General features: G+C 48.5%; 17 protein-coding genes and 1 pseudogene. 3 read left to right on the forward strand and 15 right to left on the reverse strand.

Features of this window, described 5'->3' with window-relative positions; all coding sequences use genetic code 11:
* Nucleotides 1–48 precede the first annotated feature (48 nt).
* From queA to M3630_RS05590, 7 genes are all read right to left on the reverse strand, one after another.
* Nucleotides 49–1,077 carry a tRNA preQ1(34) S-adenosylmethionine ribosyltransferase-isomerase QueA gene (queA, locus tag M3630_RS05560; protein ID WP_251251498.1) on the reverse strand — a complete coding sequence of 343 codons (1,029 nt, stop codon included), beginning with the start codon at nucleotides 1,075–1,077 and terminating at the stop codon, nucleotides 49–51.
* 43 nt (nucleotides 1,078–1,120) lie between these two features.
* Nucleotides 1,121–3,055, reverse strand: coding sequence for a SpoIID/LytB domain-containing protein (locus M3630_RS05565; protein WP_251251499.1), 1,935 nt, complete (start codon nucleotides 3,053–3,055; stop codon nucleotides 1,121–1,123).
* A gap of 160 nt (nucleotides 3,056–3,215) precedes the next feature.
* On the reverse strand, nucleotides 3,216–3,434 hold the full coding sequence (locus M3630_RS05570; RefSeq protein WP_251251500.1) for a DUF2905 domain-containing protein: 219 nt from the start codon (nucleotides 3,432–3,434) through the stop codon (nucleotides 3,216–3,218).
* Nucleotides 3,431–4,429 carry a Holliday junction branch migration DNA helicase RuvB gene (ruvB, locus tag M3630_RS05575; RefSeq protein WP_012685582.1) on the reverse strand — a complete coding sequence of 333 codons (999 nt, stop codon included), beginning with the start codon at nucleotides 4,427–4,429 and terminating at the stop codon, nucleotides 3,431–3,433. Before ruvB ends, M3630_RS05570 begins: the two co-directional genes overlap by 4 nt.
* Nucleotides 4,430–4,433: 4 nt before the next feature.
* Nucleotides 4,434–5,051, reverse strand: a complete 618-nt coding sequence (gene ruvA, locus M3630_RS05580; protein ID WP_047072771.1) for a Holliday junction branch migration protein RuvA — start codon at nucleotides 5,049–5,051, stop codon at nucleotides 4,434–4,436.
* Nucleotides 5,048–5,548, reverse strand: coding sequence for a crossover junction endodeoxyribonuclease RuvC (gene ruvC / locus M3630_RS05585; protein ID WP_106656748.1), 501 nt, complete (start codon nucleotides 5,546–5,548; stop codon nucleotides 5,048–5,050). Before ruvC ends, ruvA begins: the two co-directional genes overlap by 4 nt.
* A 143-nt stretch (nucleotides 5,549–5,691) precedes the next feature.
* Complete coding sequence (locus M3630_RS05590) at nucleotides 5,692–5,883, reverse strand: hypothetical protein (RefSeq protein ID WP_173608458.1); 192 nt, start codon at nucleotides 5,881–5,883, stop codon at nucleotides 5,692–5,694.
* 132 nt (nucleotides 5,884–6,015) lie between these two features.
* Between M3630_RS05590 and M3630_RS05595 the strand changes: the two genes are divergently transcribed.
* Nucleotides 6,016–7,101, forward strand: a complete 1,086-nt coding sequence (locus M3630_RS05595) for a hypothetical protein (RefSeq protein WP_251251501.1) — start codon at nucleotides 6,016–6,018, stop codon at nucleotides 7,099–7,101.
* 85 nt (nucleotides 7,102–7,186) lie between these two features.
* Here M3630_RS05595 and M3630_RS05600 read toward each other — a convergent pair whose 3' ends face one another.
* Nucleotides 7,187–7,759: a BofC C-terminal domain-containing protein gene (locus tag M3630_RS05600; protein ID WP_173608460.1), complete on the reverse strand. Its 573-nt coding sequence runs from the start codon at nucleotides 7,757–7,759 to the stop codon at nucleotides 7,187–7,189.
* Nucleotides 7,760–7,973: 214 nt separating this feature from the next.
* On the opposite strand from M3630_RS05600, the gene M3630_RS05605 reads away from it, so the two are divergent.
* Nucleotides 7,974–9,962 carry a bifunctional 2',3'-cyclic-nucleotide 2'-phosphodiesterase/3'-nucleotidase gene (locus M3630_RS05605; RefSeq protein WP_251251502.1) on the forward strand — a complete coding sequence of 663 codons (1,989 nt, stop codon included), beginning with the start codon at nucleotides 7,974–7,976 and terminating at the stop codon, nucleotides 9,960–9,962.
* Between the two features lie 55 nt (nucleotides 9,963–10,017).
* On the opposite strand, the gene M3630_RS05610 is transcribed toward M3630_RS05605, so the two are convergent.
* Together M3630_RS05610 and M3630_RS05615 are read right to left on the reverse strand one after the other, a co-directional pair.
* A complete protein-coding gene (locus tag M3630_RS05610; protein WP_251251503.1) occupies nucleotides 10,018–11,046 on the reverse strand; it encodes a phosphotransferase in 1,029 nt (342 codons plus the stop codon).
* Between the two features lie 378 nt (nucleotides 11,047–11,424).
* Nucleotides 11,425–11,898 (reverse strand): hypothetical protein, encoded by a 474-nt coding sequence (locus tag M3630_RS05615; protein WP_251251504.1) that lies wholly within the window; start codon nucleotides 11,896–11,898, stop codon nucleotides 11,425–11,427.
* A 159-nt stretch (nucleotides 11,899–12,057) separates the two neighbouring features.
* Between M3630_RS05615 and M3630_RS05620 the strand changes: the two genes are divergently transcribed.
* Nucleotides 12,058–12,486, forward strand: a complete 429-nt coding sequence (locus M3630_RS05620) for a hypothetical protein (RefSeq protein WP_251251505.1) — start codon at nucleotides 12,058–12,060, stop codon at nucleotides 12,484–12,486.
* 125 nt (nucleotides 12,487–12,611) lie between these two features.
* On the opposite strand, the pseudogene M3630_RS31120 reads toward M3630_RS05620, so the two are convergent.
* The 5 genes and pseudogenes from M3630_RS31120 to M3630_RS05645 all read right to left on the reverse strand — a co-directional run.
* Nucleotides 12,612–12,734 (reverse strand): annotated as a pseudogene (locus tag M3630_RS31120) (LysM peptidoglycan-binding domain-containing protein); the annotation flags it as partial.
* Between the two features lie 79 nt (nucleotides 12,735–12,813).
* A complete protein-coding gene (gene pheA / locus M3630_RS05630) occupies nucleotides 12,814–13,677 on the reverse strand; it encodes a prephenate dehydratase (RefSeq protein ID WP_251251506.1) in 864 nt (287 codons plus the stop codon).
* A 22-nt stretch (nucleotides 13,678–13,699) separates the two neighbouring features.
* A complete protein-coding gene (gene thrB, locus M3630_RS05635; RefSeq protein ID WP_173608464.1) occupies nucleotides 13,700–14,629 on the reverse strand; it encodes a homoserine kinase in 930 nt (309 codons plus the stop codon).
* Nucleotides 14,626–15,708 (reverse strand): threonine synthase, encoded by a 1,083-nt coding sequence (gene thrC / locus M3630_RS05640; RefSeq protein WP_173608465.1) that lies wholly within the window; start codon nucleotides 15,706–15,708, stop codon nucleotides 14,626–14,628. Before thrC ends, thrB begins: the two co-directional genes overlap by 4 nt.
* Nucleotides 15,708–17,009 (reverse strand): homoserine dehydrogenase, encoded by a 1,302-nt coding sequence (locus M3630_RS05645; RefSeq protein WP_173608466.1) that lies wholly within the window; start codon nucleotides 17,007–17,009, stop codon nucleotides 15,708–15,710. The genes thrC and M3630_RS05645 overlap by 1 nt, the downstream gene beginning before the upstream one ends.
* Nucleotides 17,010–17,019: the final 10 nt, after the last annotated feature.

Below are 17,019 nucleotides of genomic sequence, written 5' to 3' on the forward strand. Positions count from 1 at the left end.
CCACCTGACTAATAAGTATACACTTATACAGGTGGGTTGTTCACATTTTTATAAAATTAGCATCGCATCGCCAAAACTGAAGAAACGATACTCCTCTTCCACAGCCGTTTTGTAAGCACGCATCACATTCTCTTTTCCAGCCAAAGCACTCACTAGCATAACGAGCGTAGACTTCGGCAAGTGGAAATTTGTCAGTAGCCCGTCCAGGATGGAAAACGTGTAACCCGGATAAATGAAAATATCCGTCCAACCAGAGGTTGCCACCAGCTTTCCTCCATTCGCGCGCCCTACTGTCTCCAATGTTCGGCAGGATGTCGTCCCGACAGCGATTACTCTTCTACCTTCTGCTTTTGCCTGGTTCACCAGCTCTACTGTTTCCTCGGGAATCTGATAGTACTCCGCATGCATAACATGCTCTTCCACGGAATCCGCTGATACAGGGCGAAAAGTCCCAAGTCCAACATGCAGTGTTACATAAGCCAGCTGTACGCCTTTGGCAGCGATTTGCTCCAAGTACGGCTTCGTGAAATGAAGCCCGGCTGTGGGAGCTGCTGCTGAACCGCGCTCCTTCGCATAGACTGTCTGGTAACGTTCACTGTCCTCCAGTTGCGCGTGAATATACGGTGGCAAAGGCATCGTGCCTAATTGGTCGAGAATCTCGTAAAAAATACCCTCGTACACAAAGCGCACGATTCGTCCACCTGTCTCTGTCACGTCTTCACAAACACAACGCAAAAGACCGTTACCAAAAACCACTTCTGTCCCCTGCTTCATCCGCTTACCGGGCTTTACCAGCGTCTCCCAGCGATCATCACCAAGTGATTTTAACAAAAGGATTTCTATTTTCGCACCAGTCTCAGCCTTTTCACCAATCAATCTGGCAGGTAAAACGCGGCTGTCATTCATGACGAGTACGTCCCCTGCTTGGAGATGATCGATTAAATTGGTAAATTGCTGATGAACGATATTGCCTGTTTGTTTCTCTAACACGAGCAATCTCGATGAAGTTCGGTCTTCTAGCGGGTGCTGGGCGATCAAATGCTCCGGTAAATCAAAATCAAATTGTTGCACGTCCACGAAATCGTTACTCCTTTTTGCGGTAGATCTTGTGGCAAACGACTTACTTTTCGATTGTCACATCCTGGTAGTAGTGTTGCAAGATATCCTTGTAGTCATACCCTTCCTCTGCCATCGCACGTGCTCCGTATTGCGAAACACCAAGTCCGTGTCCAAAGCCAGTACCACGGAAGATGAACTGCGAACCATTGATTTTTTCTACTTCAAACTTCGTGCTGCGCAGAGGGGAGCCACCTTGTTGAAAAACAGAACGCAAAGCATCCGGTGAAGAGACGACGATTGGCGTCCCGTTTGCTTCCATCGCGATCACACGTCCAGATGGACCGCGCTCTGTCACTTTCAGGCTCGTTACGTTTCCCGAAATGCGTGGAGCTTTGTTCTTGTCATGCGCGGCGTTGATCATGGCTGCGATCTCTGTAGAGGTAAATGGACCGCGCGTCCACGAATACGCATTTTCTTCTTTTACTTCTGAAAGGATCGTAACCTCTGCGCCAGTAGGGAGTACAGACAACACACGTTGTGTCGTTGTACTTGGACCTGAGCGCAAATTGGTATTCTCGGTCGAAATGACCGCGATTCTTTGGCCCGCTGAATTGCTTTGGCCCGTTTCGGTTACCAGATCATTTCTTACATAGCCGAGCGTGCCATCTGCTAAAGCCACCTTATACCATACGCTTGCATTGTCCAGTGGATAGGTGTCTTTACTCTCGACAGATCGCAAATAAGGAACCGGATTGCCCCATACTTCTGTGCCGTCCGCTGTCATACCGCCTGCATTGGAATAGAAGAGCGACTCAGCAGGTTTGCCTTGGTAGTAAATGATTTCGCCTTCAGTCTCGTCGACGGCCTCACGCACATCATCAGACTCTTTTGTATAGCCATAATACGCCTGTTCGAAAACCGTATCAGACACATTGGCAACTCCATACTTATTGCCTTGCCACACAGCACGAGTTCTCGAAAGGACGGCCTGCGTTTTCAATGCTTCCAACGGCCAGCCTGGAGCCATTTCAGAGCCAACGACACCATACAGATACTCTTCCATTGGAAGCTCATTTACTAGTGTCAAGTGACCATTGTATTCCGACAGCTCCATCTCACCGCGATATGTACGCTGCTCTCGTTCCACAACGCCAATCACCGATTCATCGCCTGCTTTATTCGCTTCAACTGTCAGCTTAACTTGAGGGGAGAAAACATACTTCCAAATCACTTCATCTGGTGATCCGTATACATCCTGCTTCAATATAACATAAGATTGGCTGTCTGGCTCCTGATAGGAGAAAGAAGGAAATGCAGCGTTTGCTCTTCGTTTCAATTCTTTCACGGCATCAGGGCTAACCTCGTCACCGATCCAAACCGCATATTTGACTTTATCCCCATCGGATACCATCACGGGGTAAGCAGGAATACCTGCTGCTTCAAATGACGCTTGCCATTCTTGTGCTTCCTTTAAGCTTTTGAATGTACCCGCTTCGAGTCGATGCGGACCTTTTACCAGCGGATTCTGCCCGATTGCTTGGGCAACTGTTTTTGCCTGATTTGCAGCAGCTTGATACGTGTCATACGTTCCGCTTACAACCTGATAGACGGTCTGACCGTTACGATTAGCCACCTGGATTGAGCCTTCGTATTTTCGTTGACTCATTTGCTGTGCAATCTGTTGTGCGCGATTCCAGTCACCTGTTTCGGCAACGATCAGATGATATTCATCAACCCGGTAACGAGCTGCATCTCCCTTTAATTCGGGTAAATCTGTCTTGCCTTCGGGTCCATTGAGCACGACATCCATTCCATTTTCAGCAGTCAGCGTAATGGAAGGAACTACTCCCCGATAGCCTTGCCCTGTATCCACAAAAAGCGCAACTCTGATATTGTCGCCGGCTGCCTGCGCTGGTACATGTCCTCCTACGAGAACTACTGACAGCAGGCCCACCGAAAGGACTTTCCCCATCCATTTCTTTCTCATGTCGTCCATTGTCCTTTCTTCACCTGATTTACAACAAAAATTGGCATGTCTTCCCACTGTTTTTCGACAATCGCAGGCTGATCTCCTGCCTTTTTCGTAAAATGGGACCAAACGCCCGCACGCAAAAAAACCACCGGAACGATGAGCTCCGATGGCCTTCACATTTCCCCTATTTGAACAGCCGGAATAAATACATGCCAAGAGACAGGACGATGCTAATCACAATACAAGTCACGATCGGAAAGTAGAACTTGACGTTTTCCTTTTCTACCACGATATCTCCGGGCAAGCGCCCCAGCGGCAAAAATCTGCCACCTACCTGCCACAAAAGACCGACTACGATTAAAGCAGCACCACCAATAATGAGTAGCTTGGCTACAGGATTCACGATTTCATCTCCCGACCAAAGTGTTGGTACGCACTTGGGGTAAGAACCCGCCCCCGCGGCGTCCGCTGCATAAAGCCAATCTGCATGAGGTATGGCTCGCAAACATCTTCCACCGTTTGTGACTCTTCTCCGATTGTTGCTGCAATCGTATCCAGTCCAACCGGTCCACCGTCAAAGCGATCAATAATCGCTAGCAACAGCTTGTGGTCAATATGATCGAGACCGCAGGCATCCACTTGCAATCTTTCCAGCGCTTCCTTGGCAATCTCTGTCGTAATGACGCCTTCGCCTTTTACCTGGGCAAAATCGCGGACCCGCTTCAGCAAACGGTTTGCCACCCGGGGTGTTCCGCGTGAACGTCTGGCAATCTCTTCTGCCCCGCCCTCTCGAATGACGACCTGCAGGATGTCGGCTGCCCGTGAAACGATAAAGGTCAGTTCCGGGACTGTATAAAACTCCAGGCGATTAACGACCCCAAAGCGATCTCTAAGCGGCGCGGACAGCATGCCAGCCCGCGTCGTAGCCCCGACCAGTGTAAATGGCGGCAAATCCAAACGGACACTGCGAGCACTTGGCCCTTTACCGATAATGATGTCCAGCGCAAAATCCTCCATAGCCGGATACAAAACTTCCTCGACACTTCGGTTGAGCCTGTGAATCTCGTCAATAAACAGGACGTCGCCTTCTTGCAAATTCGTCAAAATCGCGGCTAAATCACCGGGGCGCTCAATTGCCGGACCAGACGTCGTTCGGATATTCACACCCAGCTCATTTGCAATAATTTGCGACAAAGTCGTCTTCCCTAGTCCAGGCGGACCGTACAGCAGTACGTGATCCAATGACTCTTTCCGCATCTTGGCCGCTTCAATAAAGATTTTCAAGTTTTCCTTCACATGCTGCTGACCGATGTATTCGTTTAAATAACGAGGACGGAGGCTCAGCTCCGCCGCATCTTCTTCCCAATTCATATGCGTCGTGATGATCCGAGAATCCAAAATCCTACCCCCTCATGAGCAACGCAAGCCCTTGTTTGATGAGCTTTTCTACACCATCGCCCTCTTTTGATTTCTCAGACAGCGTGTTTCTGATTTTTTGCAGTTCACCATCAGAGTAACCCAGTGCAGTCAACGCATCGAGTGCTTCGTTCAGTGCAGACACAGCTTGTTCGCCTGCTGTCAAATCACCCGCTGCAACAGTCAAAATCGCAGATGGTGTGTACCCTACCAATTTATCCTTCAAATCGAGGATAATGCGCTGGGCCGTCTTTTTCCCAATCCCCGGAAATTTCGTCAAATAGGTAACATTCTCCTGTTGAACCGCCATCACCAGCTGCTCAGGCGTCGCCGCAGCCAGAATAGCTAATCCACCCTTTGGACCGATTCCGCTAACATCAAGCAGTTTGCGGAACAAATCGCGTTCGTCACGGGTAGCGAAGCCATACAACAAGATGGCATCCTCCCGAACGTGATGGTGGGTAAACAATTTGGTTTTGCTGCCTTCATACCGAACGAACTGGTACGGGTTTGGGCAAAACAGTCGATAACCAATTCCGCCGGTTTCGAGAACTATGTATTCCGAATCGAGATAACTAAGTGTACCTTCTACAAAATCAATCATTTCTTGACCCCTTCCGAAATGGAAATGAACGCGCGAAACTGTGCGTGCGTAATCGCAATGCCCAATGCGTCCGCCACGTCGTCAGGCTTTGGCACTTCTTTTAACCGCAATAGGAGCTTCGTCATTTCCTGTATTTGTTTCTTCTCTGCTCCCCCGTATCCAGTCACAGCTTGCTTGACCTGCATCGGGGTGTATTCATAGACCGGCACACCAGCCAGCTCTGCCGCAAGCAAAATAACTCCTCGGGCTTGACCAACTGTAAATGCCGTCGTCACGTTTTTATTAAAGAAAAGCTTTTCGACAGACATTTCATCGGGACGATATGTTTCCAGAAGGCTCTGCATTGCCTCAAAAATCTGTTTTAATCTAAGCGGCACTGGCAATCCTGCTTCTGTCTGAATGCTTCCATATTGGACGGGACGCAATTGGCTGCCCTCTTTATCCACAACCCCGAAGCCAACAATCGCAATGCCAGGGTCAATTCCTAAAATGCGCATAGTCCACTCTCCGTGAGCAAAGATTCTACTCTCTACTGTAACACAAAGCACCCAAAAAGCGAACGTGTATTTCCATTTTGTATCCAAGTTCAAAATATATAAAAACCCGCTCCCTATAAAAGGAACGGGTTATACGGCGTCTGTTAGTGTCTGTTCATTCCGAGTGAATCCGACACATCATGCTGCATGTGGGCATATTCGTCTACACCACTCTGCATGTGCTCTTTGATCTTGTTGATCTGTTGGTAATTGAGCTTGTTGTGTCCTTGGTTCAACTGAACGTACAAACGCTGATGGAACTGGTCTTTGTAGCTACCTCTAGGCATGGTAGACATGGTCTAAAGACTCCTCCTTCGATCACCGTATGAAATCAGTATGGCGTAAGCGCAAGGGCGTTATGATACCAAGATTTACGCCACATGAGCCAAACCTATTGTTGAAACGATAAGTTGTGGAGGTGTTGGTTCTTGCGCAGCAAAGTCCTTATTTTTTGTATATGCTTTTTCGCAATCGCGCTATCCATGCCGCACTCTACGCTTGCCAAAGTCAAGAATGACATCACGGTCACCGTTTCAGTGTCACCCGATTCCTCCTTCCAAACAACCATGTCTTTCCGTGATCAAAAACAATTTACGAAGCGGATATTGAGTTCTGCTACCGAAGTCGCCTCCTATAACCCGCACTGGGTACGTGCTACATTGACCGTAAAAAAACGAACGTATGTATATGATCACGACGGCCAGCTTTATGAAAAAAAAATGCCTCGTCGTTATGTGTTGGCACACGATGTTCGCCAGCGGATCGAAGAAATGGTCAAGTCAGTAGAAGCAGTCCATTTTGCACAAGCCATTCCTTGGGAGCAGGTGAAAAAAACGTTAAAGCGGATGGAGTTCGGCACCGTAATTGATTTAGAAACAGGACTACGTTTTGATGTCCAGCGCAGAGCAGGTAGTCGCCATGCCGATGTTCAACCCTTGACGCGCAAGGATACACAAATTATGAAAAACATTTATCAGGGAAAATGGTCATGGAAGCGCAGAGCCATTCTGGTAGAGGTAGACGGTACTTATTTTGCAGCATCCATGCACGGAATGCCTCATGGTGCTGGTGCGATTAAAGGAAATGAATTCCCGGGGCATTTTTGCATCCACTTTTTTGGCAGTTCTACCCATCGACGCTCAGAACCCGATCCTAGTCACAGCATGATGATTCTCAAAGCCTCGGGAGCACTTGCCACTACACTAAAAGGGGCGTCTCCTGAAGAATTGGTCGGCTACTTCCTCACCGCTTTGCATGAACATGACACTCATGCGATGCGAATGACAACAGATGGCTTCACACTTCCAAAAGGACTGTCCGCGATCGAGTCTGTGCGAACCTCTGAAATTGTCATCCCCTCAGACGAACGTGGTCCTCTCTTGATAGAGGTTCCTGTTCGACTCGCGTACATCGCCCGTGAAGGCGGGAATTTCCGACGAACATGGAAGTTTCTTTTGCGCCGCGAAGTCCCGGGGGAACGCTGGCAAATCATAGGGGTTGAACTGAATCCATAGCAATGAAAATAAAAATCCCTTTCCAGTACAATCCGTGTTTGTTACACGAAAGGCTCGAAAGGGGTTTCTTTTGGTCCACCTGTTTTCATTGGCCACTCCATTGGTATTCGCCATAGGTGGACAATACACTGTTATACTCTGCCAAATTCCGAATGCGAATCCCTCGTTTCAGATTCTCCCATTCCTCTTTTGGCAGACTCGCTTCCATTTTCGCAGTATCGATTCGATAAAAAGTTTGCACGACATCTTGTTCAGCAGGCAGACCATGAAACAGGGTAAGCATGCCGTCCGCAGCTATTCCGATATGTCCATTCTCTTTGCACGCTGGCGCAATATCCTGCTCTCGCTTCATTAAGGTCAACTTGACAGGTTCTGCTTGTACAATTTCCCATCCACTATAATTGCCCATGACGTCTGCCAGTTGATTGGTACGAACGGATACATGCTCTTCATCTCGCACCCCGCACAAATAATGGCGAGCTAAAACCAACTCGTACGACGGACTCGCAACTACATCTGCATTGCCTGTATGGTTTAGTAAGCGCGCAAGACTTGAATCGTTTCCGTCATTACCCACGAACAGGATACCGACTACGACGCCTGTAGCTAAAGCTACACCCCACGTCGCGTATACCATCCACTTTTTGTTCTCAGTCACTTAGAACCCCTTCTTCATAGGCTTTTCTTCCTATCATTGCCACAAAGAAACAGGGACATACGCGACTAAAGAGGGATTGACGTTATATTTTTTTATTTTTGTCAATACAAAAAATTAATATACTATTTCATCTCGCCATCTATCCAGCCTTTGAATCTAATGATAAACTATTTTTGCTTGGCATTATTGTAAACTTATGGAGGTCATTTCAAACATGAAAAAAACGAACAAAAAAATGCTGACCGCTTTTCTCCTCAGCACTTCTTTGGTTGTTGGCGCACTCTCTTTTCCTCTTACTCCTGTAAGCGCGCAAACAGGTTCTGTCCTCAAGCTTCGCCTGCTGGAAACGACAGATATCCACACCAACATCGTTAACTATGACTACTACCAAGACAAAAACACAGACGAGTTTGGCCTCGCAAAAACAGCGACATTGGTCAAAAAAGCAAGAGAAGAAGCGAAAAACAGCATCCTGATCGACAACGGTGACTTGTTGCAAGGAAACCCATTGGGCGACTACGTGGCAAAAATCGACCCGTTGAAAGCTGGAGATACTCACCCTGCTTACAAAGCAATGAACCTGATGGACTATGATGTTGCCAATATTGGTAACCACGAGTTCAACTTTGGTTTGGAGTTCTTGGACACCAGCTTGAAAGGTGCGAAATTCCCTTACATAAACTCCAACGTCTATGTAGACGACAAGGACAAAAACCCTGACAATGACAAAAACATGTTCACTCCTTACGAAATCCTGGAGCGTACTTTTAAAGATGAGAACGGCAAAGATGTAAAACTCAAAGTAGGTGTAATCGGTTTTGTTCCGCCACAAATTATGCAATGGGACAAGGCTAACCTGGAAGGAAAAGTAATCGCGAAGGACATCGTGGAAACTGCCAACAAATTCGTACCTGAAATGAAGAAAAAAGGTGCGGATATCATCATCGCAGTTCCTCACTCCGGAATTGGCCCTATCGAGGGTGGTCCTCAATTGGAGAACGCTAGCTACCAGCTGAGCAAAGTAGATGGCATCGATGCGATTCTGTTCGGACACTCCCACTCCGTATTCCCAGGCCCTGGATTCGATAAAATTCCAGGCATTGATGCAGAAAAAGGAACGCTCAACGGTAAACCAGCCGTTATGCCTGGCTTCTGGGGTAACCACCTCGGCGTGATCGACCTTACGCTGAAACAAGAAAACGGAAAATGGAAAGTGGCTGATTCTGCTACAAAAGTAGTTCCGATCTATGACAAAGCAAACAAAGCATCCTTGGCTGACGCAGACAAAGCTATCGTAGAAGCAGTAAAAGAAGATCACGATAAAACGGTTGAATGGGTTCGCTCCGCTGTAGGGAAAACATCTTCCCCGATCTTCAGCTACTTTGCACTCGTACAAGATGACCCATCTATCCAAATCGTAACCAATGCACAAAAATGGTTCGTTGAGAAAAACGTGAAGGGTACAGAATACGAAGGCATTCCAGTTCTGTCTGCTGGTGCACCATTTAAAGCAGGCGGCCGCAACGGAGTAAGCTACTACTCCAATATCCCAGCTGGTACAATCGCCATCAAAAACGTATCTGACCTGTACATCTACCCGAACACACTGAAAGCGGTTCTGGTTGATGGAGCTACGGTGAAAGAATGGTTGGAGCGCTCCGCTGGACAGTTCAACCAAATCGATGCGAAGAAAACAGATGAGCAACCACTCATCAACGAGTCTTTCCCAACGTACAACTTTGATGTCATCGACGGTGTTACTTATCAAATCGATGTTACACAGCCATCCAAATACGCTGTAGATGGAAAAGTAGCAAACAAAGATGCAAACCGCATCAAAAACCTGTCTTATAACGGCAAACCAGTAAAACCTGAAGACAAATTCATCGTCGTAACCAACAACTACCGTGCAAGCGGCGGCGGTGCGTTCCCGGGTCTGGATGGCAAAAACATCGTAATCGATTCTCCAGATGAAAACCGTCAAATCGTAATCGACTACATCCTGAACCAAAAAAATATCGACCCAGCAGCAGACAACAACTGGTCTTTTGCTCCAGTAGATGCGAAGCTGAATGTTACCTTCACTTCTTCTCCTGACGCGAAACCATTCGCTGAAAAATTGTCCAATATCAAGTTCATCAACGTATTGGAATCCGGATTTGCGAAATTCTCGATTGATTTGTCCAAGCCTGCTTCCAAGTAAGCTTGCCAACAACACAAACATCCCTCTTACGAGAGGGATGTTTTATTTTATCCGACTATCCAACAAAATGGTAATGCCCCCACGGAGAGCGCGAGAAAATTCGTTCTCCGTCGTTTAAGAAGCGTTGGCGATTCGCCATCACTTTGCCTTCCATCTGGATCAGCTGCATGACCCCCCGCATGTGGTAACCTGGGCGCTGACTATACAAGCCCGTTACCTCCCGCAAGAAATTATCCGGATAACGAAGCAATTGATGAACAGCCCAAATCTGCGTATCAGATAAATAGTTGACATTACTATAGGCTTCCATCGCTTCCACAAAGGAATCCATGCGGTACTCTTGCATCAATAGCATCCGCGACATCAATTGTACAAGGTCAACAAGCTGAAGATCATGACCTACTGTATCAAGGTCAATCAAATAGCAATTGCCTCGCTCCGTAAGCAAAAAGTTATGACTCGCCACGTCTCTGTGCGCGAGCGTCCCCCTCTCCATGGCTAAAAACATTTCTGGTGTCAGAGGCAGTTTGTAGGCAGATTCCAGCAGCTCCTTGCCATCCCGAAGGACATGATCTGCCTGTTGGGAAATGAGTTGCTCCAGTTTGCTCTGGGGTCCCTTCTGTTCAATCGACCACATCAAACGCTCAAAGTATTCCAAGCGGCTCTCCCATTTATCTAAAAGAGCCGGTTTTCCTTCATACGCATAGGAATGAGCAATAGGAAAACCCTGAGCTGCGACATGAAAACGTGCCAATGTCTCTGCTGTTTTTTTAACATCGAAAAGCGAAGCGTTATCTGCTTCATGCCCATCAATCATTTTCATAACGGTGTAATGGCGGTCTTCAAATGCAAAAATTTTGGTCCCTTCCTGATTCGCCACATATTGCACCGTATGATGAAAGCCCTTCTGATGTAGTGCATCTGCTAACTCTGTCACCCACACAGCTTTTTCGACCTGCTTATATCCTTTGAGTATCCAATGCCCCCGGTCTGTTTTTAACAGGTTGACGTTTCGCTTCGGCTTCACCCCGTAGATTTGACAGCGAAAAGCCTTTTCAATGGTAGATAAGATTCCTTTGTTCATCCCATACCCTCTCAGTAAGAAGAGGATTCTTCATGCCCATCTCCCCAGTTCGGCCAAACCCCTTGTTCAGGCATGGAAGCCATACACGGAGAAGGCGGGAACATCATGTTATTGTGAATCCCCTGTGGAGAACGATTGTACTTGCCTTTTCGGCCTCTGTACTCCCGGACTTCAGAAGAACACTCACATGATGATGACTCAACTGGTTCCGGGCACACAGGCTTCTTCGCTCGTGGCCGCTTTAAAGGCATGGGTGGAAATGGTGGTGGGCATGGATAAGGAAACGGCATCGGTCTGATGTGTGGTGGGAAGATTGGAAATGGATTGATTGGTCGAATTTGTTCTGGACTTACAATCGGTCGATTTGGTACAAACGGGCTAATCCACGGTGGGCAAGGCGGAAATGGTGGGAATGGTGGCATGAACGACGGTGGGAATGGCGGGAATGGACGCACCTGTGGCATTGGCCTGCGCTCTTGCTCCGGACTTACCCTCGTCGATGGCTTCAGCTTCTGTTGCGGGCTTACTTTTGAAGGTGGCTTGTGCTGCTGTTGTGGGCTCACCTTTGAAGACGGCTTCTGCGGCCGTAACGGACTCACCCTTGGAGGTGGATAGTTTGGCTGCATTGGTTGCAACGGACTTACCCGTGGTGGATAGTTTGGTTGCATCGGTTGCAATGGACTTACTCGTGGCGGTGGGTAGTTTGGCTGCATCGGTTGCAATGGACTTACTCGTGGCGGTGGGTAGTTTGGCTGCATCGGTTGCAATGGACTTACCCGTGGCGGTGGGTAGTTTGGCTGCATCGGTTGCAATGGACTTACCCGTGGTTGCGGATAATTCGGCTGTGGGCAAGGTGGGCATATATTTGCTGGCGGTCGTGTAGGCTGTAAGGGCAAGACCTGAGTCGGTGGTCTATATGGAATGTAGGGCACATTTTGATTCGGTGGAATCGCCGGTGGATAAATATACGGGCTCACTCTGGTTGGAGGTGGAGTCGGTATAAGTGGGCGTATGGGCACAGGCGGAACCGGAGGCTGCACATCTGGATTCCCTGAAATGTTCGGTGGTTTATACGGTGTTGGTTTCTCAATCGGTTTCTCAATCGGTTTTTCACTTGGCTTCTCGATTGGTTTTTCGATCGGCTCCGTTGGCTTTGGAATCGGCTGTGTTGGTGGTGGAGGTGGCAATGTTGGTGGTGCCGTTGGCCTGACTACCTCTGGGGACACAGAAGGAACTGGTGGTCTTGGCATTTCTTTGGGAGGTCTAGGCATCTCTTTGGGTGGTCTCGTAGGAATGGGAGCCGGCGGTAGAGTAGGTCTGGTCTCCTCCCTGGATTCGATTTCCACTTCTCCTGATTCTTCCGGCTCAATTGGCCGCCTTTCAATTTCTTGCGGTACCTCCATCTCTTCCTCTTCCGTAATCGGTCTTTCTTTCACATAAGGGGCCGCCTCACTCATTGGATGCGGGGGTGTCGTTCTTTGCGATGGTCGGATAGGAACTTGTTTCGCCGGAATCTTGATTCTCGCTCCAGGATAAATTGTATCGGGAGTTTTTAATTGACTATTAAGGCGTAACAGTTCTTTGTAATCGACGCCATATCTTTTGGCGATCTTCCACATCGTATCGCCTTTTTGGACGATGTGTATTCTCAATGTTTTTCTCCTCCCTTGCACCAAACTCCCTAACATCGTATGCAGTCATGGGCGTTTTGCTCCTTGACGCCATTCCTTTGTTGGGAGGGAGCAGAAAAAGAAAAAACCAATCCCTCTAGGAATTGGTCTGATGCATATAAAATGGATATGTCCCGAGCTGACGAACTTGACAGCCAATGGCTTCAATCTCCGCAAACGCCCCTGGCAACAAGACGTCGTCCATCTTCTGCTCAATGTCGATGACAAAATAATAGCTTCCGAGCGCTTTCTTCGTCGGACGTGATTCGATGCGAGACAAGTTGACCTTTCTCCACGCAAAAGCAGCAAGCACTTGATACAATGCTCCCGGGAAATCTTCTGGCAGCGTGACCAGTATCGTCGTCTTTTCCTTGCGGGAAACCGGCAGATCAAGACTTTCCAGACCGACGAGAACAAATCGCGTGTAGTTATTCGAATAATCTTGAATTTGTTCACGCGCAAACTCCAATGGATAGATCTCTACATTTAATCGAGTACCTACAGCAGCCCACGGCTCTTCTGGATGCTCACTCACCAATTTTGCAGCCAATGCCGTACTGTTTACCGTTTCGATCGCTGCTTCTGGCAAATTCTCACGCAAAAAGTTGTGACTTTGCGCAATCGCTTGAGGATGTGACAGCACTCTCGTAATCGCGGACAATGGCAATGGATGCTCTCGTTTTGCCACCAGCAAGTTTTGCGTAATGGGCAGTGCAAGCTCCGCCAAAATAGGCAAATCTACTTCGTGAATGAGCCAATCCAGTGTAGAATTGACCGTTCCTTCAATGGAGTTTTCCATCGGTACGACACCGTATGCCACTTCCTTTTTGGAAACAGCGTCTAGTACTTCAATAATACTTGGGTACGGAACGAAAGATAGCTTTTGTCCGAGCGACAAGATACGCGCTGCTTCTTCGGTAAACGTTCCACGCGGTCCTAGAAAAGCAAGTTTCTTCTCCATGGCTACTCCTATCCACTATGGTCTATCTCTGATGGATTTCTACCTGTACGCCATTTTCGTCCGGTTGCAAGATCATCACGCGGTACGAGATGTCGTGCCCTTTCATCACTCTGTCCACAAATGCACGCAGCTTCTCTAATTCTTCATCCGAAGAGAAGAAACAGAGGATCGTCGGTCCAGCGCCGCTCAAAGCAGCCCCGAGTGCCCCGTGTTCAGTCGCTTTGTCCAGGATTTCGTTCAAGCCAGGTACAAGCTTTGCTCGATACGGCTGATGCAGCCGATCCGACATTGCCCGTCCCATCAGGTCGAGTCTGCCTTGTGCCAGTGCAGCAACTAGCAAACTACTATGACCCACATTATATACAACATCCTCTTTGCTGTACACCTGTGGCAAGACGTTCCGCGCTTTTTCTGTCGAGAGCATGAATTCTGGGATCACGACGAGAGTTTGCAATCCCGCCGGGGCAGAAAATCGCACATAAGGAACGGGGTCTCCTGGTACTTCCGGCATTGTTGCAACAATAATACCACCAAACATCGAAGCTCCGGCATTATCCGGATGCCCTTCCAGGCGGGTTGCCTTTTCAAACAATTGCTCACGCGTAAACGGTTCTCCAGCGAGATGGTTGGCCGCTACGAGTGCACCTACAATCGCAGCCGCACTGCTCCCCAATCCTCTTGTCAGGGGGGCATCACTGGAAGCACGGATCGCGAGCTCAGGAATGGCGAGACCAGCTTCTTGAAACAATCCCGCCGCAACTTTGTACAGAAGATTGTTTTTGTCCGTCGGTGTTCCTTGCAGCTCCTTGCCCATCATCTCTACTGTCGTATGATCACTGATTTCCATTTCTACAACAGAATACAACTGGAAGGCCATTCCCAGCGCATCGAATCCCGGTCCCAGATTCGCTGTCGATGCCGGTATGGTTACTTTTACACGCCGTCCATTCATGATACAAATTCTCTCCCACTTTGACGAACCAGCTCCATCACAGCCTCATGTGTCGCCGGAACTGAACGCGGCTCTTCACCTACCAGCTTCAAAGCAATATTTGGATCTTTTAGTCCGTTTCCAGTCAACACGCACACGATCTGGCTGCCAGGTTGAAGCCTTCCAGCCTCATGCAGCTTGATAATACCAGCCAGCGATGCTGCCGAGGCAGGCTCACAAAACACGCCTTCACTCTTCGCCAGCAAATGATAGGCATGCAAAATCTCTTCGTCAGTTACACTATCGACAAGACCACTTGATTTCGAAATGGCATTCAAAGCGCCATCCTTGCTCGCCGGGTTGCCAATGCGAATCGCTGTCGCAATCGTTTCCGGGTTGGCTACGGGTTCTCCATGAACCAGCGGCGCTGCTCCTGCTGCCTGGAATCCGTACATCTTTGGTAAGCGACTCGATTTTTTGGCTGCGAAATATTCCTCGAAGCCCTTCCAGTATGCTGTAATGTTACCTGCGTTACCAACCGGAATAGCCAAAATGTCAGGTGCGTCCGTCAGCGCATCGCACACTTCAAATGCCGCAGTCTTTTGTCCTTCGATCCGGTAAGGGTTCACGGAATTCACGAGTGTAATCGGCTCTTTCGCTGTAATTTCGCGAACGATATCGAGCGCTTCATCAAAATTACCGTCAATCGCGATGACTTCTGCACCATAAGCGATGGCCTGTGCCAGCTTGCCCAGTGCGATATTGCCGTTCGGGATCAGGACGATGCAACGCAAACCTGAGCGTGCCGCATACGCCGCAGCTGCTGCTGATGTATTCCCTGTCGAAGCACACATGATAGTGTTGCTTCCCTCTTCTACCGCTTTGGCTACAGCCATGACCATGCCTCTATCTTTGAAAGAGCCGGTCGGATTGAGCCCCTCGTACTTGACGTACAGCTCTACCCCCAATTGTTTGGACAGGTTCGGAGCATGGATCAGGGGTGTATTTCCTTCATGCAAGCTGACCAGCGGAGTTTTTTCTGTGATCGGGAGAAATTCCCTGTAACGTGCCAGAATGCCAGACTGTCGATTAGAACCCATTATTTGTCTCCCCCTTCTACACGGTAGCAGCTCTGCACAGTTGATACGATATCCATCTGTTCCATGTAAGCCAGTACCGCATCCATGTCACTTTTTGAGGACAGGTGTGTAATCATGATTATCTCCGCTTCACGTCCGTTGTTGAACGGTTGCTGGATGACCTGCTCGAGGGAAATATTTTTGTCAGCCAACAGCTGCGTAATTTGAGCAAGAACACCGCGTTTATCTGCAACTACGATGCGCAGGAAGTATTTAGAGAATTTTTCGCTGTCTTCTTTCAGCACTTTTTCTTTGTATGGAGCAACCATTCCGCGTCCATTCACTCCTAGCTTTCTGTTTTTGACGACAGTGACCAGGTCAGACACAACGGCGGTAGCAGTCGGTAATTCACCTGCGCCCGGCCCGTAAAACATGGTTTCCCCTACCGCTTCCCCATGTACGTACACGGCATTAAAGACACCATTTACGGAAGCGAGTGGATGAGATTTCGGAACCAGAGTCGGCTGCACACTTACCTCAATCGCCTCTTCGTCACGACGAGCCAGTCCGAGCAGTTTGATTTCATAACCCAGTTGCTTGCCATAGGCGATATCTTCCTTGCTCACGGAACTGATCCCTTTTACGTCTACATCTTCGAGCTTCATCGGTACACGGAAGCCCAGCGTTGCCAGAATCGCCATTTTGCGGGCGGCATCAAAGCCTTCCACGTCGGAGGTTGGGTCCTGCTCCGCATAGCCCAGTGCTTGCGCTTCTTTCAATACCTCGCTGTATTCTGCGCCCTCTTTGCTCATTTTGGTCATGATGTAATTGGTCGTTCCGTTGACAATCCCCATCATTTTCTCGATACGGTCTGAGGAGAACCCTTCTACTAACGCACGCAAGATCGGTATTCCACCTGCCACACTCGCCTCGTAGAAAACGTCACAGCCCTTTTCTTGCGCTTTCTCTAAAATTTCGGCTCCGTGCAACGCCATCAGATCTTTGTTGGCTGTTACTACGTGCTTGCCTCGTTCGAGTGCACCCAAAATGTATTCCTTTGCAGGGTGAATGCCGCCAATCACTTCTACGATGACTTCAATTTCTGGATCATCCAAAAGGCTAGCAGGATCAGTGGTCAGCGCGCTCTCCATGGATGGAATATTACGAGATTTTTCCGCATCCTGAACTAGAATACGGGAAACCTCAATACTGAGGCCAGTTTGCTTTTGTAAATCCTCCTGATGGGCTTGGATAATGCGTACGACACCAGTCCCGACTGTTCCAAAACCCATTAACCCCAATTTAATGCTCTGCTTCTCCATGTCTCTCTCC

This window comes from Brevibacillus sp. MER 51, from assembly GCF_023714195.1.
Taxonomy (GTDB): Bacteria; Bacillota; Bacilli; order Brevibacillales; family Brevibacillaceae; genus Brevibacillus.